17 protein-coding genes are annotated in these 18,678 nt (G+C 64.6%); 9 read left to right on the plus strand and 8 right to left on the minus strand.

The window, feature by feature from the left end:
* Window positions 1–11 precede the first annotated feature (11 nt).
* Window positions 12–911, minus strand: coding sequence for an AraC family transcriptional regulator (locus OKW44_RS18320; RefSeq protein WP_018417610.1), 900 nt, complete (start codon window positions 909–911; stop codon window positions 12–14).
* A 181-nt stretch (window positions 912–1,092) separates the two neighbouring features.
* On the opposite strand from OKW44_RS18320, the gene OKW44_RS18325 reads away from it, so the two are divergent.
* Window positions 1,093–1,494 (plus strand): gamma-glutamylcyclotransferase family protein, encoded by a 402-nt coding sequence (locus OKW44_RS18325; RefSeq protein WP_018417611.1) that lies wholly within the window; start codon window positions 1,093–1,095, stop codon window positions 1,492–1,494.
* A 126-nt stretch (window positions 1,495–1,620) separates the two neighbouring features.
* Here OKW44_RS18325 and aceB read toward each other — a convergent pair whose 3' ends face one another.
* Window positions 1,621–3,213 (minus strand): malate synthase A, encoded by a 1,593-nt coding sequence (gene aceB / locus OKW44_RS18330; protein WP_018417612.1) that lies wholly within the window; start codon window positions 3,211–3,213, stop codon window positions 1,621–1,623.
* Between the two features lie 81 nt (window positions 3,214–3,294).
* The gene (locus OKW44_RS18335; RefSeq protein ID WP_026225310.1) at window positions 3,295–4,101 is read right to left on the minus strand and encodes a haloacid dehalogenase type II; all 807 of its coding nucleotides are present in this window, start codon (window positions 4,099–4,101) and stop codon (window positions 3,295–3,297) included.
* Between the two features lie 151 nt (window positions 4,102–4,252).
* On the opposite strand from OKW44_RS18335, the gene OKW44_RS18340 reads away from it, so the two are divergent.
* Window positions 4,253–5,155, plus strand: coding sequence for a LysR family transcriptional regulator (locus tag OKW44_RS18340; protein ID WP_018417614.1), 903 nt, complete (start codon window positions 4,253–4,255; stop codon window positions 5,153–5,155).
* Window positions 5,156–5,282: 127 nt separating this feature from the next.
* A complete protein-coding gene (locus OKW44_RS18345; protein ID WP_018417615.1) occupies window positions 5,283–5,717 on the plus strand; it encodes a universal stress protein in 435 nt (144 codons plus the stop codon).
* 271 nt (window positions 5,718–5,988) lie between these two features.
* Here the strand turns inward: OKW44_RS18345 and aceA are convergent, their stop codons facing one another.
* From aceA to OKW44_RS18360, 3 genes are all read right to left on the minus strand, one after another.
* Window positions 5,989–7,293, minus strand: coding sequence for an isocitrate lyase (gene aceA, locus OKW44_RS18350; protein WP_026225311.1), 1,305 nt, complete (start codon window positions 7,291–7,293; stop codon window positions 5,989–5,991).
* Window positions 7,294–7,691: 398 nt separating this feature from the next.
* On the minus strand, window positions 7,692–9,287 hold the full coding sequence (locus tag OKW44_RS18355; RefSeq protein ID WP_026225312.1) for a DEAD/DEAH box helicase: 1,596 nt from the start codon (window positions 9,285–9,287) through the stop codon (window positions 7,692–7,694).
* Between the two features lie 501 nt (window positions 9,288–9,788).
* Complete coding sequence (locus OKW44_RS18360) at window positions 9,789–10,058, minus strand: acyl-CoA-binding protein (RefSeq protein ID WP_018417619.1); 270 nt, start codon at window positions 10,056–10,058, stop codon at window positions 9,789–9,791.
* Between the two features lie 167 nt (window positions 10,059–10,225).
* Between OKW44_RS18360 and tsaB the strand changes: the two genes are divergently transcribed.
* The 4 genes from tsaB to OKW44_RS18380 are packed head-to-tail and all read left to right on the plus strand — an operon-like array spanning window position 10,226 to window position 13,683.
* Window positions 10,226–11,062 (plus strand): tRNA (adenosine(37)-N6)-threonylcarbamoyltransferase complex dimerization subunit type 1 TsaB, encoded by an 837-nt coding sequence (tsaB, locus tag OKW44_RS18365; protein WP_026225313.1) that lies wholly within the window; start codon window positions 10,226–10,228, stop codon window positions 11,060–11,062.
* Window positions 11,059–11,553, plus strand: a complete 495-nt coding sequence (rimI, locus tag OKW44_RS18370; RefSeq protein ID WP_018417621.1) for a ribosomal protein S18-alanine N-acetyltransferase — start codon at window positions 11,059–11,061, stop codon at window positions 11,551–11,553. The genes tsaB and rimI overlap by 4 nt, the downstream gene beginning before the upstream one ends.
* Window positions 11,540–12,649, plus strand: coding sequence for a uracil-DNA glycosylase (locus tag OKW44_RS18375; RefSeq protein WP_018417622.1), 1,110 nt, complete (start codon window positions 11,540–11,542; stop codon window positions 12,647–12,649). The genes rimI and OKW44_RS18375 overlap by 14 nt, the downstream gene beginning before the upstream one ends.
* Window positions 12,646–13,683 (plus strand): DUF1853 family protein, encoded by a 1,038-nt coding sequence (locus tag OKW44_RS18380; protein ID WP_018417623.1) that lies wholly within the window; start codon window positions 12,646–12,648, stop codon window positions 13,681–13,683. The genes OKW44_RS18375 and OKW44_RS18380 overlap by 4 nt, the downstream gene beginning before the upstream one ends.
* Before the next feature lie 6 nt (window positions 13,684–13,689).
* Here the strand turns inward: OKW44_RS18380 and thiD are convergent, their stop codons facing one another.
* The gene (thiD, locus tag OKW44_RS18385; RefSeq protein WP_018417624.1) at window positions 13,690–14,496 is read right to left on the minus strand and encodes a bifunctional hydroxymethylpyrimidine kinase/phosphomethylpyrimidine kinase; all 807 of its coding nucleotides are present in this window, start codon (window positions 14,494–14,496) and stop codon (window positions 13,690–13,692) included.
* 61 nt (window positions 14,497–14,557) lie between these two features.
* Window positions 14,558–15,865: a lysophospholipid transporter LplT gene (gene lplT, locus OKW44_RS18390; protein ID WP_018417625.1), complete on the minus strand. Its 1,308-nt coding sequence runs from the start codon at window positions 15,863–15,865 to the stop codon at window positions 14,558–14,560.
* 218 nt (window positions 15,866–16,083) lie between these two features.
* Here lplT and alr point away from each other — a divergent pair, with 218 nt between their 5' ends.
* On the plus strand, window positions 16,084–17,154 hold the full coding sequence (gene alr, locus OKW44_RS18395) for an alanine racemase (protein WP_018417626.1): 1,071 nt from the start codon (window positions 16,084–16,086) through the stop codon (window positions 17,152–17,154).
* A 3-nt stretch (window positions 17,155–17,157) separates the two neighbouring features.
* Window positions 17,158–18,534, plus strand: coding sequence for a DNA repair protein RadA (gene radA, locus OKW44_RS18400; RefSeq protein WP_018417627.1), 1,377 nt, complete (start codon window positions 17,158–17,160; stop codon window positions 18,532–18,534).
* The last annotated feature ends 144 nt before the right edge of the window (window positions 18,535–18,678 follow it).

The following is an 18,678-nucleotide window of genomic DNA, read 5'->3' on the forward strand; positions in this document are numbered from 1 at the left end:
GTTGTCGCCATTCACCGCTCGGCGACGTCCGTCGAACCGGCTTGATCCTGTGCCGTTTCATCATCCGCTTGGGCGTCATCATGCTCGCCGTTGCTCGCGCGATGCTCGGCGCCTCGCTCGATAAACGCGCGTGGACTCGCGCCGAACGCACGCCGGAACATCGCGGAGAAGGCGCTCTGGCTCTGATAGCCCAGTTCCTGCGCGACGTGCGACAGCGGCCGTCCCTGGCTCAACAATGGAATGGCGCGCGCGAGAATCGCCTGCTGACGCCACTGCGAAAAACTCACACCCAGCTCCTGGCGGAACAGCCGCGCGATCGTGCGCGTGCTCGCGCCCACCGTCGATGACCACTGCTCGAGCGACTCGCCATGCATCGGGTCGGCGATCACGGCCTCGCACAGCGCGCGCAGGCGCTTTTCGCTGGGCATCGGCACGGACAGCGGCAACGGCTCCGAGCGCGTCAGTTCATCGAGCGCGAGCGCGCCGAGCAGCTGCTCGCGCGCGGCGGACAGGCCAGGCGTATCGAGCGCGGCAATCACCTCGCGCAACAGGTTCGATACTTCGACGACGCGCGGCGTATCGAGCCCGGCCGGCACCGTACTCTCGGTGATGTACAGCGTGCGCAGGAACGCATCTTCGACGGCGACCACTTCGTGCGTCACATGCGGCGGCAACCAGATTGCGCGCGATGGCGGCACCATCCATGTCGTGCCCGTCGTTGCGACCCGCAGCACGCCGCGCGACGCATACGCGACCTGCGCCCAGGCATGCGTATGACGCGCGATATGCCAGCCCGCCGGCATGGGCCGCGAGCGCACGCGGATCGGATGCATGTCGTTCGGCGCGAACTCGGGCGGTATGTCCGCGAAACGCACGCGGCTCGACAGGTCGGAGTCGGTGGGCGAAGTCATGGCAAGGTCGGTTGGGATCACGGAGCAGCAAAGGCGAAGCGCGCTCGAGGCCATTCTCCGCCGCGGGCATCAAGCATTGTAGGGCGTGCCCAGTTTTCTGTTGCCGACGGGCCGCCGTTGCATAATGTCCCGATGGCCCCGAGCCACCGACATCACCTCTGACCATGGAGACTCAACGACGATGCAGACCGTCTTTGTCTACGGCACGCTGCGTGCCGGTGAAACCAACGACATCAGCGAAGCCGCCGCGCGCAACGACATCCCCGCACCGAGCCTGCTCGGCAGTACCACCGTGCGCGGCCATCTGTTCGATTTTGGCGACTATCCGGGTCTCGTCGTCGACGAAACGGGCATCGAAGTGCGCGGCGACGTCTATGAAATCGACGATGCGCTCGTCGCGGTGCTCGACGAAATCGAAGCCGTGTATCCGGGCGTCGAGAATCGTTTTCTGGCACGTGAGGTGATGGTCAAAGTGGACGGCAACGTCGTGAATTGCCGCTTCTATCCGGTCGCGCCGAGCGCGGTAAGAGGGCTGCCCGAGATCCGTTCAGGAGATTGGGTCGAACATCGGCGCACGCGCTGAGCTGGTCCACGAAGGCGAGCAAAAAAACGGCGCGCCACGTATGTCCGCGGCGTGCCGTCGTTCAAGCGGATGCGATCACCTGGCTCGAGCAGGCCCAAGGCGCTCGAGCCCGCATCGTCAACACCATCAAATCTCTTCGTAAAGCGGCAGCGTCAGAAAATCGGTGAACTGCTCCGCGGTCGACATCTGCTCGAAGATCTGCGCGGCACGCTCATACGGCTTCGTATCTCCGCCCACCGTCTGTTTGACCTTGTCGAGCTCCTGCGCCGCGAGCTCGCGCACCAGTTCGACCGTCACCTTGCGACCGTCGTCGAGTTTGCCCTTCGGCGAGCGGATCCACTGCCAGACCTGCGAGCGCGAAATCTCGGCGGTGGCCGCATCTTCCATCAGGTTGTGAATCGGCACACAGCCATTGCCCGCGAGCCACGAACCGAGGTAGTGAATGCCGACGTTGATGTTGTTGCGCAAGCCCGCTTCGGTGATCGGCGTTTCCGGGCGGAAGTCGAGCAGGTCGGTCGCGGTCACGAGCACGTCGACGCGCTGCTTGCCGATCTGGTTCGGCCGGTCGCCGAGCACCTTGACGAACTCTTCCATCGCGACCGGCACGAGGCCCGGGTGCGCGACCCAGCCGCCGTCGTAGCCGTCGCCCGCGTCGCGCGCCTTGTCTGAACGCACGCCGGCCATCGCCTTGTCGTTCGCGGCCGCATCGTTCTTGATCGGAATCAGCGCGCTCATGCCGCCGATCGCCGGCGCGTTGCGGCGATGGCAGGTCTTCAGCAGCAGCAACGCGTACGCGCGCATGAACGGCGAAGTCATCGTGATCTGCGAGCGATCGGCAAGGCAGAAGTCGCGGTCGCTCTTGAACTTCTTGATCGCCGAGAAGATGTAGTCCCAGCGGCCCGCGTTCAGGCCCGAGCTATGTTCGCGCAGCTCGTACAGGATCTCGTCCATTTCGAACGCGGCGACGATCGTCTCGATCAGCACCGTCGCGCGAATCGTGCCGCGCGGCACGCCGACCGCTTCCTGCGCGGCGACGAAGATGTCGTTCCACAGCCGCGCTTCGAGATGGCTCTCCATCTTCGGCAGATAGAAGTACGGGCCCGAGCCGCGCGCGATCAACTCCTTCGCGTTGTGCACCATGTATAGCGCGAAATCGAAGATGCCACCCGACACGCGCTGGCCGTCGACCTTCACGTGCTTCTCGTCGAGATGCCAGCCGCGCGGACGTACGATCAGCGTCGCGGTCTTGTCGTTGAGCCGGTACGACTTGCCGTTTTGTTCGAGCGAGATCGTGCGGCGCACCGCGTCCTTCAGATTGATATGACCGGTGATCTGATTGTCCCAGCTCGGCGCATTCGAATCCTCGAAGTCGGTCATGTAGGAGTCGGCGCCCGAATTGAGCGCGTTGATGATCATCTTGCGCTCGACGGGGCCGGTGATCTCGACGCGCCGGCACTGCAGATACTGCGGCAGCGGCGCGATCTTCCAGTCGCCTTCGCGCACGCTCTTCGTGGCGGCGAGGAAGTCGGGCCGCTCGCCCGCGTCGAGCCGGTTCGCGCGCTCGACGCGCGCCTGCAGCAACTGCTGACGTCGCGGCTCGAACGTACGGTGCAAGGCCGCGACGAGTTCCAGCGCTTCGCGGGTGAGGATCGCTTCAAAGCCGGGCTTGATGTCGCCGGTGATTTCCATGCCTTGCGGCAACGACAGCGGATTAGCCATGTTTTCTCCTTGGTCGGTCAGATTGCAAAAATGCGAAGGTTGAAAAGGGGGGAAGTGGATCGCCGAATGCGAGGGGCGCCGTCATACGCGCGGGCCGGCGCGCTTGCGACTGCCACTGCCAGGAACTTTCGTTTGACGGCCGCCGCTCGAGCGTGACGACGTCGCGAGTGTGCGCAGAAAGTCCAGCAGATCGTTCATGCCGCCACCGGTGCCATGCGGCGTCACGCCGAGTTCTTCGACGGGCAGGTTCTGCCGGTTCAGCCAGAATGTCGTGAAGCCGAACCATGTCGCGCCCGCGACGTCCCAGCCGTTCGACGACACGAACACGATCTCGCGCGCGGCCACGCCGAACGCGTCGGGGCCGAGCGCATACGCGGCCGGCGAGGGTTTGTACGCGCGCACGGCGTCGACCGACAGCACGTGATCGAAGAGGGCGTTCATGCCGGCGCTCTTTACCGCGATGTCGAGCATTTGCGGATTACCGTTTGACAGAATCGCGAGCCCCACGCGTGGCGCGGCGGCGGCCTCGCGCAACGCGCGCAGCACGGGCACCGCGTCGGGAAATGCGGACAGGCACGCGTATTCGTCCATCAGCCGCTTTTCGGCCGCGCGGCCGAGCGTGAGCTGCAGTCTTTTCGCGGCGAAGCGCAGCGCGTCGAGCGTGATGCCCCAGAACGGGCGGTAGTGTTCGCCGGGGGAATCGCTGCGCGCGGCGAGCGTGCGCAATTGCGTGTATTCGATCTGCTTTTGGCGCCACAGCTGCGACAGCGCGTCGCCGTGGCTGGGGAACAGTTGCTCCGCGGCTGCGATCACCGAATGCACGTCGAACAACGTGCCGTAGGCGTCGAAAATCACTGCTCGCGGGGAAGGTGTCGTTGTGGCCGACATTGCCATGCGCTCCTGTCAGAGGTCGGAATCGATTGTATTGCTGACCTTAGGTGCTAAGAAATAGGGTAAAGATCACTTGATCTTTTACTTTCGGGTATCTAATCTGACGCGCACTGCTCACTTTTCCGGCTCGCCGCGGCGCGTATCGTTCATGGACCGTTTCAAGCAGATCGAGACCTTCGCCACTGTCGCGGCCAAAGGGAGCCTGTCCGCGGCGGCGCTCGCCGAGGGCGTCGCGCCCGCGATCATCGGCCGGCGCATCGACGCGCTGGAGGAGCGCCTCGGCGTGAAGCTGCTCGTGCGCACGACGCGCAAGATCACGCTGACCTTCGAAGGCTCGGCCTTTCTCGAAGACTGCCAGCGCATTCTTCACGACATGCAGAACGCCGAGGCGAGCGTGTCGGCTGGCGGCGTGAAGGCGAGCGGCCATCTCCGGCTGTCGGCGCCGGCCGGCTTCGGGCGTCGGCACGTGGCGCCACTGGTGCCCGCGTTCACGGTCGCGCATCCGGACGTGTCGATCACGCTCGATCTGTCCGACCGCCTCGTCGACCTCGTCAACGAAGGCTTCGATTGCGCGGTGCGGCTCGGCGAGTTGCCCGATTCGTCGCTGGTGTCGCTGAAGCTCGCGGAGAACCGGCGCGTATGCGTCGCGTCGCCCGCGTATCTGAGCCGGCGCGGCGCGCCGCACAGCCTGGCCGATCTCGCGCGTCACAACTGCCTCGCGCTCGCCGCCAGCGCGAACCAGCAGCGCGGCTGGATGTTTCAGCACGATGGCAAGGTCGTGTCGATCAAAGTGTCCGGCACGATGGAGTGCTCGGACGGCGCGGTGCTGCACGAATGGTGTCTCGCCGGACACGGGCTCGCGTGGCGCTCGTGGTGGGAGGTCGGCGCGGAGATGGCGACAGGCCGCCTCGTCAGCGTGCTCGACGAATTCGCCGCGCCGCCGATCGGCATCCACGCGGTGTTCCCGCAGCGCCGTCATCTGCCGCTGCGGGTGCGGCTGTTTCTGGACTTTCTCAAGCATACGTACGGCGAACCCGGTTACTGGGACTGATGCGCCAATCTCCAGACAGACGCGAATACCCGCATTCATACGCATTACAATCGTTTCGAGCAGCCTGCACCCTGGGCTTTGTTGGACGCTGACGCCGTGCTGCGCGCAGCCGGCGACGGAGGGGAACATGTTCAGGCACATCCTGGTTCCGACCGATGGTTCAGATCTGTCACGCAAGGCGATAGCGGGCGCGATCGACCTCGCGCAGGCCGTGGGCGCCCGCGTTACCGCATACGCCTGTCTGCCGCAATATCCGTACTCGCCGTTCTCCGATGTCGTGGTCGAACCGCCCGGCGAGTTCCTGCGACGCAGCGAGCGCGAGGCGCGCGTGCATCTGCGCGAAGTCGAGCATGCGGCGCACCGCGTCGGCGTCAGTGTCGAGAGCCGCACGAGCGTGCATCCGGCGCCGTATCTCGGCATCATCGAAGCGGCCGAGCAGGGGCGCTGCGACGTGATCTTCATGGCATCGCATGGGCGGCGCGGGCTCGGCAGCCTGCTGATCGGCAGTGAAACGCAGCGCGTGCTCACGCATACGAAAATTCCTGTGATCGTCTATCGCTGAATCGCTTGGCACTGCCGGCCGCGTGCCGGCATGCACCGCCCTCGAAAAAAAAACGCGCCGGCGGCGCTGCCGGCGCGTTCAGGTTCGCCGCACGCTTGCCGCGCGCTGGCTTTTTTCAGACTTTCCGGCCGTCGGCATTCGCGCTGACGCTCTCGCCAATTCGGGACGGCACGGCCCTCCGTGCGTCGGCGGCACTCTGGTGGTGCCGCTCGACGTTTGCCGATCGTTCCTGCGCTCAGGCCACGGGACTGCATAACCCGACTGGCTGATCTCAGGCGACCTTCTTGTCGAAGAACTGCTCGTTTTCCGTCGAACCGTGCAGCGCGGTCGTCGATGCTTCGCGCTCGACCGTCTGCGTGACGGCGTCGAAGTAGCCGGTGCCGACTTCGCGCTGATGCTTGACCGCGGTGAAGCCCTTTTCGGCCGCCGCGAACTCCGCCTGCTGCATTTCGACGAACGCGGTCATCTGGTTGCGCGCATAGCCGTACGCGAGGTTGAACATCGAGTAGTTCAGCGCGTGGAAGCCGGCCAGCGTGATGAACTGGAACTTGTAGCCCATCGCGCCGAGTTCGCGCTGGAACTTCGCGATCGTCGCGTCGTCGAGGTTCTTCTTCCAGTTGAACGACGGCGAGCAGTTGTACGACAGCAGCTGGTCCGGGTATTCCTTGTGGATCGCGTCGGCGAATTTCTTCGCGAACTCGAGGTCCGGCTTGCCGGTTTCGCACCAGATCATGTCGGCGTACGGCGCATAGGCGAGGCCGCGCGAGATTGCCTGGTCGAGACCGGGCTTCGTGCGGTAGAAGCCTTCGACGGTACGCTCGCCGGTCAGGAACGGGCGGTCGTTGTCGTCGATGTCCGAGGTCACGAGGTCGGCGGCTTCCGCGTCGGTGCGGGCGAGCAGCACGGTCGGCACGCCCGACACATCGGCGGCCAGACGCGCGGCGGTCAGCTTCGCGACGGCTTCGCGGGTCGGCACGAGCACCTTGCCACCCATGTGACCGCACTTCTTGACCGATGCGAGCTGGTCTTCGAAGTGCACGCCGGACGCGCCCGCTTCGATCATCGCCTTCATCAGTTCGAACGCGTTCAGTACGCCGCCGAAACCGGCTTCCGCGTCGGCCACGATCGGTGCGAAGTAATCGACGTAGCCTTCGTCGCCCGGGTTCTTGCCTTCTGACCACTGGATCTGGTCGGCGCGCGTCAGCGTGTTGTTGATGCGCTTGACGACGAGCGGCACCGAGTTGGCCGGATACAGCGACTGGTCCGGGTACATTTCACCGGCGACGTTGGCATCGCCCGCGACCTGCCAGCCTGACAGATAGATTGCCTTCAGACCAGCTTTCACCTGCTGCATCGCCTGGTTGCCGGTTAGCGCGCCGAGCGAGTTGACGAACGGCTCGTTGTTGACGGCGGCCCACAGCTTTTCCGCGCCGCGCTTCGCGAGCGTGTGCTCGGGTTGCACCGAGCCGCGCAGACGCACCACGTCTTCGGCGGAGTAGGTGCGCTTGACACCTTTCCAACGCGGGTCCGCTTCCCATTGCTGCTTGAGTTGCTGCACTTGCTGTTCGCGGGTCATGGTCATGATGTGCTCCTTCGATGCCAGTTATGGAGGATGGGTGACTCTGTCTTCTCGAAGCGGCGAGCCCGGAGAGGCGTTCTGTTTCGTGAAGTCTTATATAAGAGTCTAGGCAAATCGAAGGACGCGCCATAGGCGCCGCAATGTGTTTTTCCAATATATATTTCTATATGAAATCAACGGCTTGACGTCTGCGTTTCGCCATAAGAAACGATATTTTCCCTGTTGCAATAGTCCTTCTTGTGCTTTGCAGCATGACTTTTTACGACGCAAAAAAATTTTTTACATCGTGAAATTTGGGTCGGGCAGTCGATAGACGAAAAAAAACCGGCGCCCGAGCGCCGGTTTTCTTTTTGTGTCACGGACGGCGCGAAGCCATCCGGTCGGTCAGGTCGCTATTAGCTGCCGCGACGTGCCGAACGGGGACCGTCGTTGCGGCGCGCGCCGTAGCCGTCACGCGAACCACCGCCGAAGCCTTCGCGCGAGCCACCGCCGAAGCCTTCGCGCGAACCGCCGGCCGACTTGTTGCCCCAGCCGCCGCCGTTGCCATTGCCACTGCCATTGCCATTACCGCTGCGCGAGCCGCCGTAGCCGCCCGGCTTGCCCGAGCCGCTGCCGAAGCGACGGCCGTTACCAGCCGGACGACCACGGCCGCCGAAGCCAGGACGGCCACTACCCGAAGACGGGGCCTTGCGCGGCTCGAAGCCTTCGACGACGTTGACCGGCAGCGGCGTGCGCACGAAGCGCTCGATACGCTTCAACGCGCCCTGTTCGGCGTGATGCACGAGGCTCACCGCGATACCCGAGCGGCCCGCGCGGCCGGTGCGGCCGATACGGTGCACGTAGTCTTCGGCGAACTTCGGCAGGTCATAGTTGAACACGTGCGTGATGCCGGGGATGTCGATACCGCGAGCGGCGACGTCGGTCGCAACCAGCACGCGCACGCGGCGCTCGCGCAGTGCGCGGATCGTGCGGTTACGCGCGCCTTGCGGCAGATCGCCGTGCAGCGCGGCCGATTCGAATCCGGCATCGGCCAGACGGCCCGCCAGCTGGTCGGCGTCCAACTTGGTGGCCGTGAAGACGATGGCCTGGTCGAGGCCGTCGTCACGCAGCAGATGGTCGAGCAGACGGTCCTTGTGATCGCGGTCGTCGACGTAGTGGACGGTTTGCGCGATGTTGGTGCGTTGTTCCAGGCGCTGGACGATCTCGATCCGCTCCGGGTCCTTCAACAGACGGCCGGTCAGCGAGCCGATCTTACCGTCGAGCGTGGCCGAGAACAGCATGGTCTGACGCGTAGCCGGCGTTTCGGCGACGATCGTGTCGATGTCGTCGATGAAGCCCATGTCGAGCATGCGGTCCGCTTCGTCGAGCACGAGGATCTGCAGTTGCGACAGATCGATGCGGCCGCGCTCGAGGTGGTCGATCAGACGGCCCGGCGTCGCGACGAGGATTTCAGGGTTCTTCGCGAGCAGCATCAGCTGCTGGCCATAAGCGACGCCGCCGAGAATGCTGACGGTGCGCAGGCGCTTCAGATGCTTACCATACGTTGCTGCGGCGGTCGTGACCTGCATCGCGAGCTCACGGGTCGGGGTCAGCACCAACATGGTCGGACGTGCGACCGGCTGCGGACGGCGGCCGCGGCCACCGTCGGCCGGGCGCGGTTCGCGCGGCTGGCTCGCCTGCGTCTTTTGCAACTGCGAGAAACGCTCGATGGCGGGCAGCATGAATGCGGCAGTCTTGCCCGAGCCGGTCGGGCTCGAAACCAGCAGGTCGCGGCCGGCGATAGCTGCCGGCACCGCGCGTTGCTGCACCGGCGTCGGGTGCTCGTAGCCGGCGGCGGTCAGCGCGGAGACGACGTCCGCGGACAGGCCGAGCGACGCGAAGGTCGGCTTGGCGTCAGCCTGCGCGACGGCTTCGGGAGCGGCGGGCGTAAGACCGAGTGCTTCGTCGGCGACGGCGTTCAACGGGCTGCTGGGGGTGTGGCTCAAAGTCATTTGAATCCTTAAAAACGATCCTGGGTGGTTCATCGGATGAAAACGTCAACGCCAATCGGCATACCCAAGTCGTCGGATTCAGCGAGCAAAAAAGCAGCGAGCAAATCGAAAAACGGGGGCAACTCGCGACCGTGAAGGCGAGTTTTTCGTTAGAAGCTGTATCGGATGCGACGTGCCAACATGGCGAGTCGCCAGCCTGGGACTTGAGCCCGTAGGGGGCTAGGCAGAAGGGGACAGGTTCTAAACTGGATTGGAGCAAACGCTATGGACGCTGCGCCGCGAGGACCGCTGGAAAAAACGGGCAAAGCAGTGAAGCGCAGGCGGCATTATAGCGACATTTGCTGCACTGCGCCACCATTCAGGCAGTTCCGACAGAAGAAAGTGCCGGAATGAAGTAGGCGAGTGAGGGCGGCGGCCCGGAGCTTCGTGTCCGAAATCGCCGCGAGGCGGTCGCAGAATTGCCAGACGGTCATTTCGACAGATGATTGGCGCGCCGGAAACTCAGGCCGCGGCGCCGCTCTTCAGCGATTCGACGAGTTCGATGTATTGCTGCTTCGCAGCGTCCTGCGCGGTGCCCTTGAGCGCCGCCCACGCATCGTACTTGTATTTGCCGACAATGTCGGTGAAGCCCGGCTTGTCGCCGTGCACGTCGCCTTCGCTCGCCTGCTTGAAGAGCGCATAGAGACGCAGCAGCGTCAGATTGCCCGGACGCTCGGGCAATTGCTTGACGTCTTGCTGGGCTTGCTCGAACTGGGAATTGATGTCGGTCATGGTCGTTTGGTCCGCGTGGCGGGATAGATGAGATCGGCCGAAAATCATACCAATTGCCTGCCGCCGTGGGGCCGAGGGCTTATTCCAAACGGTGGCGGCCGCGAAGCCTGGCAGCGCGGCCGCGCAATCCACCATTCACGCGCACCGCGCCGATTACAATACGGTCCATGACTCAAACAGTGCTTCTTGCCCTCGATACATCGACCGAGTTCTGCTCGGTGGCGCTCGTGTCCGCGTCCGTCGATGCCACCGGTCAGCCCAGCGCCGAACCGCGCGTCTGGGTTCGTCACGAACAAACCGGCGCGGTGTCCAGTACCCGCCTGCTGCCGGCGATTCGCGAACTGTTCGACGAAGCCGGCCTCACGCTGGCGGATTGCGACGCGATCGCGTTCGGCTCGGGTCCTGGTTCGTTCACCGGACTGCGTACGGCGACCGGCGTGGCCCAAGGCCTCGCGTTCGGCCTGAACCTGCCGGTCGTACCGATTGGCACGCTGCTCGCGTGCGCGGAGAGCGCCCGCCTGCGCGATCCGTCGACGACGCGCGTGCTCGCCGCGCTCGACGCGCGCATGGACGAAATCTACTGGGCCGACTACGCGTGGGACGACACGCAACACGAATGGCGCACCGTGCAGACGGCGACGCTCGATGCACCCGAGCGGCTCGTGCTGCCCGACGTGCCGTTCATACTCGCCGGCAACGCGGCCGCCGCGTTCGGCGAGCGCTTGCCGGCGGTCGCGGCCGCGCGGAGCGTCGATGGCGAAGCGTTGCCGCATGCGTTGCCGCTCGCGTACGCGGCGCTGCGCGCGTTTCATGCGGGCCGCACGGTGCGCGCCGATCAGGCCGCACCCGAGTACGTGCGCGACAAGGTCGCGCAGACGACCGCAGAGCGCATGGCCGACAAAGCGGCGAAATCAGCCAAAGCGGCTCATAGCGCCGAGCAGTCCGCGCAGCACGCGCCCGATGGCGGCTCAGGCCAACCGTCCCACGACGAGGCGCGCCCATGAGCGGTGTGCTGCTCACGGACCGCTACATGTCGCCGATGACCGAAAGCGACCTGGACGAAGTCGCCGCGATCGAGAAGCTCGCGTATGAGTTTCCGTGGAGCCGCGGCAACTTCGGCGACTCGCTGCGCAATGGCTATTTCGGCGTCTGTCTGCGTCACGTGACGGGGACGTTGATCGGCTACTGCGTGCTGATGCCAGTCGTCGATGAAATGCATCTGCTGAATCTATGCGTCACGCCGCAAGCACAAGGCGCCGGCGCAGGCCTCGCGCTGCTGCGCGAGGCGGTGCGCATCACGCACGCAGAGAGGCTCGAGGGGCTGCTGCTCGAAGTGCGGCCGTCGAATCATCGGGCGATCCGGTTGTATGAGCGCTTCGGCTTCGCGTCGATCGGCCGGCGCAAAAATTATTATCCGGCGCGGCATCGCGGCCGGGAGGACGCGATCGTGATGCGTCTGTCGTTAGCCACGGAGGGCGCAGATGGCGCTGCATGAATCGGTGCTCGAAGAATTCGGACTCGCGCCGTTGTGGGTGCGTCGCGGTCTCGCGGCGCGCGAGGAGGCCGGGCGGAGTGATGCAATTGCGGCGCAAACGCCCAGCGATCGACGTGCGCCGGTGCGCGACGACGCGGCTATGGCGGATGACGCAACTCAGCCGTCTTGCGAGCCCGCGACGCTGAAGCAAGCGGACGAGCCGTTGCAGTCGCTGCGGGAACACGCAGACGACGTGCGTCGCGCGGAGCCTGTGACGCAGACCTCGCGCGAACCGCTGCGGGCGTCCGCAGAGGTGCAGCCGCCGCAAGCGCAGAGCGAATCCACTGCGCGCTTCGACGAAACTGCAGCGCGGCGCGAAACATCGCAACCGCAAACTGACTTTTCAGCCCCGCGGACTTTCGACGCCCCTTCCGAGGACGACTTCGCGTGGTTCGACGATCCAGCCGCATCGGCCCCCGCGCCCGCCGAAGCGCGCCGCGACGCGCCCGCGCTGCCGTCTCTGCCGTCTATCCACACACTCGACTGGGACGCGCTCGCCGAGCGCGTCGCCGGATGCGAGGCGTGCCGGCTGTGCGAGAAGCGCACGAACACGGTGTTCGGCGTCGGCGATCGCGAGGCAGACTGGATGCTGATCGGCGAAGCGCCCGGCGAGAACGAGGACCGCCAAGGCGAACCGTTCGTTGGCCAGGCCGGCAAGCTGCTCGACAACATGCTGCACTCGCTCGCGCTCGCGCGCAGCACCAACGTGTATATCGCGAACGTGATCAAGTGCCGGCCGCCTGGCAATCGCAATCCGCAGCCGGACGAAGTCGCGCGTTGTGAACCTTATCTACAGCGTCAGGTGTCGCTCGTGAAGCCGAAGCTGATCGTCGCGCTCGGCCGTTTCGCCGCGCAAAGTCTGCTCAAGACCGACGCGAGCATTTCGTCGTTGCGCGGCCGCGTGCACACGTACGAGGGTGTACCGGTGATCGTCACCTATCACCCGGCCTATCTGCTGCGTAGCCTGCCCGACAAGGCCAAGGCCTGGGCGGATCTGTGCCTCGCGCGTACCACGTGGCTCGCGAACGGCGGCGTGCCGTCGAACGAATCAAAGTGACGATGCCCGAGGCACCGGCGGCGCGCATGCCCGCCGCGTCTGTCAGCCGCGCGGCGCTTCTCGATACCTTGCTGGGTTTGCGTGGCGATGCTTCAGTCGATGCGCTGCGCGATCCCGCTGTCCGCGATCTCGCGTGGCTACTGCTCAGTCCCGATCTGTTGCGCCCTCAGCTTCCCACAGGCGCGCTCGCCGATCCTTTCGGCACACCGCAGGAATTGCAGGCCACGCTCGACTGGCTGCGCGCGCTCGACGCCGCGCCGGCATTTCTGCTTCAGGATCTCGCGGCCACGCGTATCACGCGCGTTGGCCGCTACGCCGAACGCCTGCTGGGCTTTTTCCTTCGTCATGGACCGGCGACGCAACTGATCGCAGCGGGTGTGCCGCTACGACATGCGGGTCTCACGCTCGGTGAATGCGATTTCCTCGTGCGCACGCGCCAGGGCGCGCGACTGCATTGGGAACTCGCGGTGAAGTGCTATCTGCATGCGGGCGATGCGAATGGGGCAGAGGCGGCGCGTCTCGCCGATTATGTCGGCCCCAATCTGAAAGACCGCTTCGATCTGAAGCTCGCGCATTTGCTCGCTCATCAGTTGCCGCTCAGCGCGCGCGAGGAATTTGCCTCGACGGGCTATGCGGGCGCGTGGACGCCGCAGATGTTCGTCAAAGGCTGGCTGTTTTACCGGCATGGCGAGAGGCCCACCGATCCTGCCGAACTCGATCCCGCGCACGGTCGCGGCTGGTGGGTCACGCATCGCGACTGGCCGGGTTTCGCGTGCGCGCATGCGCACAGGTGGCGAGTGTTGCCGCGGCTCGAATGGCTCGCGCCGCAATATCGAACGCAAGCCGGTGCGGACGACACGTGGTACGTCGACGCAAACACGCTCGCCGCGCAGATCTCACCGCAACATGGCCCGACGATGGTCGCCGGATTCATCGAAGACAACACGGGGCGAGTACTTGAACTTGAACGCTCGCGCGGTTTTATCGTGCCCGACGACTGGCCCGAGCACGCGCGGCGTTACGCGAAGCAATGACGTCGCTCACCACCAACGATGAAAGTGATGCACCGGCCCCACGCCGTGGCCGACGTCGAGCCGCTCGCTCGCCTGCAACGCACCCGTCAGATAAACCTTCGCATCGGCGACGGCGCTAGCGAGATCGTCGCGCTGCGCAATCAAGGCCGCGATCGCCGACGACAACGTGCAGCCCGTTCCGTGCGTGTTCTTCACCGGCACGCGCGGACCGCCGAGACGCAACGTGCCGCTTTCCTGCACGAGCCAGTCGGGGCTATCGGTCGCGCTCAGATGGCCGCCCTTCATCAGCACCGCGCGCGCGCCGAGCGCGCGCAACGCTTCGCCTTGCTCGACCATGCCGGCTTCGTCGGCGGCGGGTTGCATGCCCAGCAATGCGGCCGCTTCCGGCAGATTCGGCGTCAGCAGATCGGCGAGCGGCAGCAGTTCGTCGCGTACCACCGCGACCGCATCGGGTAGTAATAGCGCGTGATTGCTCTTCGAGATCATCACCGTGTCGAGCACGATGTGTTTGGGCTGGTGACGGCGCAGCGCGTCGGCGACCGCACGCGCGATCGGCGCATTCGCGAGCATGCCGATCTTCACCGCGTCGATGCGGATGTCGTCGAACACCGCGTCGAGCTGCGCGGTGACGAAGCCCGGGTCCGGCGCGTGAATCGCGGTCACGCCGCACGTGTTCTGCGCGGTCAGCGCGGTGATCACGCTCGCGCCATAGGCGCCGAGCGCGGAGAAGGTCTTCAGATCGGCCTGGATGCCGGCGCCGCCGCCGGAATCGGAACCGGCGATCGTCAGCACATTGGGAATCGATTGAGTCATGGTCGAGCGAGGAAGAAGGGGGGCGCGCTCGTGTGTGCCGCGGCCGGCCCGGCGCAGCCGATCAGTGCTTGGCTTCGCCGATCAGCGCGACCGAATCGAAGGCGCGCTGGTTCGCCTGATGGCGTCGCATCACGAGCCACATCATCAGACAAACGAAGGTGCCGAACAGCACGATCACGACGGTGACCGGCACGTCGAGCCACACGAGCACCGCGTACAGGCACAGCATCACGAGCACGGACAGATTCTCGTTGAAGTTCTGCACGGCGATCGAATGGCCCGCCGACAGCAGTACGTGCCCGCGATGCTGCAGCAGCGCATTCATCGGCACGACGAAAAAGCCCGACAGGCCGCCCACGAACATCAGGAAGATATACGCGAAAATCAGATAGCCCGACACGTGCATGCGGCCAAAATACACGCCCCAGTGCGGGGGAAACAGATCGCGCGTGTAGAACGCCATCAGCATCACGGAGATACCCATCATGATGCCGACCGGCAATACCGACAGCGACTTCTTCAACGGCACACGCGAAGCCGCGAAAATCGCGCCGAACGCGACGCCAACCGCGACCACCGCCTGCAGGATCGCCGCCTCGGACAGCGACATGCCCAGCGACACCTCAGCCCACTTCAGCACGATGAATTGCAGCGTCGCTCCCGCACCCCAGAACAGCGTCGTCACGGCGAGTGAAATCTGTCCGAGCTTGTCACGCCACAGCACGAGAAAGCAGTCGGCGAAATCGGTGATCAGGCGGATCGGCCCGTGCTCCTGTCGCGGATAGCGCGCGCCGGTGTCGGGAATGCGCAGATTGAACAGCGCGGCGATCACGTAAATGGCCATGATCACGAGCATCGCGGCTTCCGCGGGCGTGTTCACGGTGGGGACGTGCCATTTGAGAATCGGCGCGGCGATATGCGGGCTGATCAGCGCGCCGCCGAGCACCGTGCCGAGAATGATCGAGCCGACCGTGGTGCCTTCGATCCAGCCGTTCGCGGCAACGAGCCGGTCAGGCGGCAACAGTTCGGTGAGAATGCCGTATTTGGCGGGCGAGTAGGCCGCCGCGCCGAAACCGACGATGCCGTACGCAATCAGCGGATGCGCGCCGACCAGCATCGTTATGCAGCCAACCACCTTGATCGTATTGGTGATGAACATCACGCGTCCTTTCGGACGGGAATCGGCGAATGCGCCCACGAAGGCGGCAAGAACGACGTATGACAGCACGAAAAACAGCTTGAGCAGCGGCGTCATCCAGTTCGGAGCGTGAAGATCTTTCAACAGTGCGATAGCAGCGATCAGAAGCGCATTGTCGGCCAGCGACGAAAAAAACTGCGCGGCCATGATGGTGTAAAAACCTTTTTTCATCTGATGCGATGCTGTCCTCGCTGCGGTCTGTCCGCCCCGGCCGTTTGTCATGCGTCCGGGCTTATGCCGATCGAAATGGGTTGTGCGCACGGCTTTATATCATGAAAATAGCTGAATTCGGACTAGCAGAATCCTTGATCGCACCGCCCAGCGGGCCGCCGAGCGTTGAAAACGCCCAGTAAGCCGCTGATTCGCAAGTGTCTTTACGAAAAAATCCCATGCCGCGCCCCCTTTCCGCCACGATTCATACCGCTGCTCTCGCCAATAACCTCGCTGTCGCGCGGCGCTATGCGCCGAAATCGAAAATCTGGGCCGTTGTCAAGGCTAATGCCTATGGGCATGGCCTCGCGCGCGTGTTTCCCGGTTTGCGCGCTACGGACGGCTTTGGGTTGCTGGACCTCGAAGAAGCGGTGAAGTTGCGTGAATTGGGCTGGGCGGGCCCAATTCTTCTGCTGGAAGGCTTTTTTCGGCCGACCGATATCGACGTAATCGACCGCTACAGTTTGACCACGGCGCTGCATTCGGACGAGCAGCTGCGCATGCTCGAAATGGCGCGTCTGTCGAAACCGGTCAATATCCAGTTGAAGATGAACACCGGCATGAACCGGCTCGGCTACACGGTCGAAAAATTCCGTGCCGCGTGGGAACGTGCGCGCGCCTGTCAGGGTGTCGGCCAGATCACGTTGATGACGCATTTTTCCGATGCCGATGCCGAGCGCGGCATCGCGCATCAGATGGAGGCGTTCCAGCGTGGCGCGCAGGGCATCGCCGGTGCGCGCAGTCTGTCAAATTCGGCCGCGACGCTGTGGCATCCGGAAGCGCATTTCGACTGGGTGCGTCCGGGCATCATCCTGTACGGCGCGTCGCCGTCCGGCGTGACGGCCGCGATCGACGGCACGGGTCTGCAGCCCGCGATGACGCTCGCGTCGGAACTGATCGCCGTGCAGACGCTCAGCGAAGGCAGCTCGGTCGGCTATGGGTCGAGGTTCACTGCGCGCGGTCCGATGCGCATCGGCGTGGTCGCGTGCGGTTACGCGGACGGCTATCCGCGCGTCGCGCCGGAAGGCACGCCGGTGATCGTCGATGGCGTGCGCACACGGGTCGTTGGACGTGTGTCGATGGACATGCTGACCGTCGACCTGACCCCGGTGCCGACCGCCAACGTCGGCTCGCGCGTGGAATTGTGGGGCACCGCGCTGCCCATCGACGACGTCGCGCAAGCCTGCGGTACGATCGGCTACGAGCTGATGTGCGCGGTCGCGCCGCGTGTGCCGGTTCGGGCGGAGTAACGCGTGGCGAGAGCGAAGACGTTGTACATCTGCGGGGAATGCGGCGGACAGTCGCCGAAGTGGTCCGGTCAATGCCCGTCCTGCCAGACGTGGAACACGCTCGTAGAATCGGTCGCGGAGGCGCCGTCCGGTCACCGTTTCCAGTCGCTCGCGAAGAGCGCGCCGGTACGGCGCCTCGCCGACATCGACGCGTCGGACGTGCCGCGCTTTTCCACCGGTGTCGGCGAATTCGACCGCGTGCTCGGCGGCGGCCTCGTGCCGGGCGGCGTGGTGCTGATTGGCGGCGATCCGGGCATCGGCAAATCGACGCTGTTGTTGCAATCGCTCGCGGAAATCGCGGCGGACAAACGCGCGCTCTATATCAGCGGCGAGGAATCTGGCGCGCAGATCGCGTTGCGCGCGCAACGGCTGGCGTTGCTCGAACCCGGCTCGAAGGCGAGCGAGCTGCAATTGCTCGCGGAAATCCAGCTCGAAAAAATTCAGGCGACGATCACGGAGCAACGGCCTGAAGTCGCCGTGATCGATTCGATCCAGACCGTCTATTCGGATGCTTTGACATCGGCGCCGGGCTCGGTCGCGCAGGTGCGCGAGTGCGCGGCGCAACTCACGCGCATCGCCAAGCAGTCGGGCACGACGATCATCATGGTCGGGCACGTGACTAAAGAGGGCGCGCTTGCGGGTCCGCGCGTGCTCGAACATATCGTCGATACGGTGCTGTATTTCGAGGGGGATACGCACTCGTCGTACCGTCTCGTGCGCGCGATCAAGAACCGTTTCGGCGCGGTCAACGAGCTCGGCGTGTTCGCGATGACCGAGCGTGGTTTGCGCGGCGTCGCGAATCCGTCGGCATTGTTTTTATCGCAGCACGAGCAGTCGGTGCCGGGCTCATGTGTGCTCGTCACGCAGGAAGGCACGCGGCCGTTGCTCGTCGAAGTGCAGGCGCTCGTCGATGCGGCCAACGCGCCAAATCCGCGACGCCTGGCGGTCGGTCTCGAACAGAACCGGCTCGCGATGCTGCTCGCGGTGCTGCATCGGCACGCGGGCATCGCCTGTTTCGATCAGGACGTGTTCCTGAACGCGGTGGGCGGGGTGAAGATCTCCGAGCCCGCCGCCGACCTCGCGGTATTGCTCGCGATCCATTCGTCGATGCGCAACAAGCCGCTGCCGAAGGGGCTCGTCGTATTCGGCGAAGTGGGCCTCGCCGGCGAAATCCGGCCGTCGCCGCGCGGTCAGGAGCGCCTGAAGGAAGCAGCCAAACTCGGCTTCTCGGTGGCGGTGATTCCGAAGGCCAATGCGCCGAAACAGCCAATCGAAGGCTTACAGGTCGTTGCGGTCGAACGGATCGAACAGGCCATCGACCGCGTCCGCACGCTCGAATAGACGGGGGCGAGGACGGCTCGCCAGTACTTTGTACGCTTGCGGTCCCGTAATGCCCGGTAAATATCTTCATATTGGCTGTAACCTGGCCGCCATACCATTTTTCTAAGCTGTAACGATATGCATCCCTTCTGATGCTCGAAAAAA

The sequence above is a fragment of the Paraburkholderia lebeckiae genome, assembly GCF_050436325.1.
Taxonomy (GTDB): domain Bacteria; phylum Pseudomonadota; class Gammaproteobacteria; order Burkholderiales; family Burkholderiaceae; genus Paraburkholderia; species Paraburkholderia tuberum.

Excerpts from the sequence above, each read along its gene's own strand:
- thiD (WP_018417624.1), bottom strand. The coding sequence starts at position 14,496 with ATGACTCAATCGATTCCCAATGTGCTGACGATCGCCGGTTCCGATTCC.
- OKW44_RS18320 (WP_018417610.1), bottom strand. The coding sequence starts at position 911 with ATGACTTCGCCCACCGACTCCGACCTGTCGAGCCGCGTGCGTTTCGCG.
- OKW44_RS18325 (WP_018417611.1), top strand. The coding sequence starts at position 1,093 with ATGCAGACCGTCTTTGTCTACGGCACGCTGCGTGCCGGTGAAACCAAC.
- OKW44_RS18340 (WP_018417614.1), top strand. The coding sequence starts at position 4,253 with ATGGACCGTTTCAAGCAGATCGAGACCTTCGCCACTGTCGCGGCCAAA.
- OKW44_RS18335 (WP_026225310.1), bottom strand. The coding sequence starts at position 4,101 with ATGTCGGCCACAACGACACCTTCCCCGCGAGCAGTGATTTTCGACGCC.
- OKW44_RS18360 (WP_018417619.1), bottom strand. The coding sequence starts at position 10,058 with ATGACCGACATCAATTCCCAGTTCGAGCAAGCCCAGCAAGACGTCAAG.
- OKW44_RS18345 (WP_018417615.1), top strand. The coding sequence starts at position 5,283 with ATGTTCAGGCACATCCTGGTTCCGACCGATGGTTCAGATCTGTCACGC.
- OKW44_RS18355 (WP_026225312.1), bottom strand. The coding sequence starts at position 9,287 with ATGACTTTGAGCCACACCCCCAGCAGCCCGTTGAACGCCGTCGCCGAC.
- aceB (WP_018417612.1), bottom strand. The coding sequence starts at position 3,213 with ATGGCTAATCCGCTGTCGTTGCCGCAAGGCATGGAAATCACCGGCGAC.
- aceA (WP_026225311.1), bottom strand. The coding sequence starts at position 7,293 with ATGACCCGCGAACAGCAAGTGCAGCAACTCAAGCAGCAATGGGAAGCG.
- lplT (WP_018417625.1), bottom strand. The coding sequence starts at position 15,865 with ATGAAAAAAGGTTTTTACACCATCATGGCCGCGCAGTTTTTTTCGTCG.
- OKW44_RS18375 (WP_018417622.1), top strand. The coding sequence starts at position 11,540 with ATGGCGCTGCATGAATCGGTGCTCGAAGAATTCGGACTCGCGCCGTTG.
- tsaB (WP_026225313.1), top strand. The coding sequence starts at position 10,226 with ATGACTCAAACAGTGCTTCTTGCCCTCGATACATCGACCGAGTTCTGC.
- alr (WP_018417626.1), top strand. The coding sequence starts at position 16,084 with ATGCCGCGCCCCCTTTCCGCCACGATTCATACCGCTGCTCTCGCCAAT.
- rimI (WP_018417621.1), top strand. The coding sequence starts at position 11,059 with ATGAGCGGTGTGCTGCTCACGGACCGCTACATGTCGCCGATGACCGAA.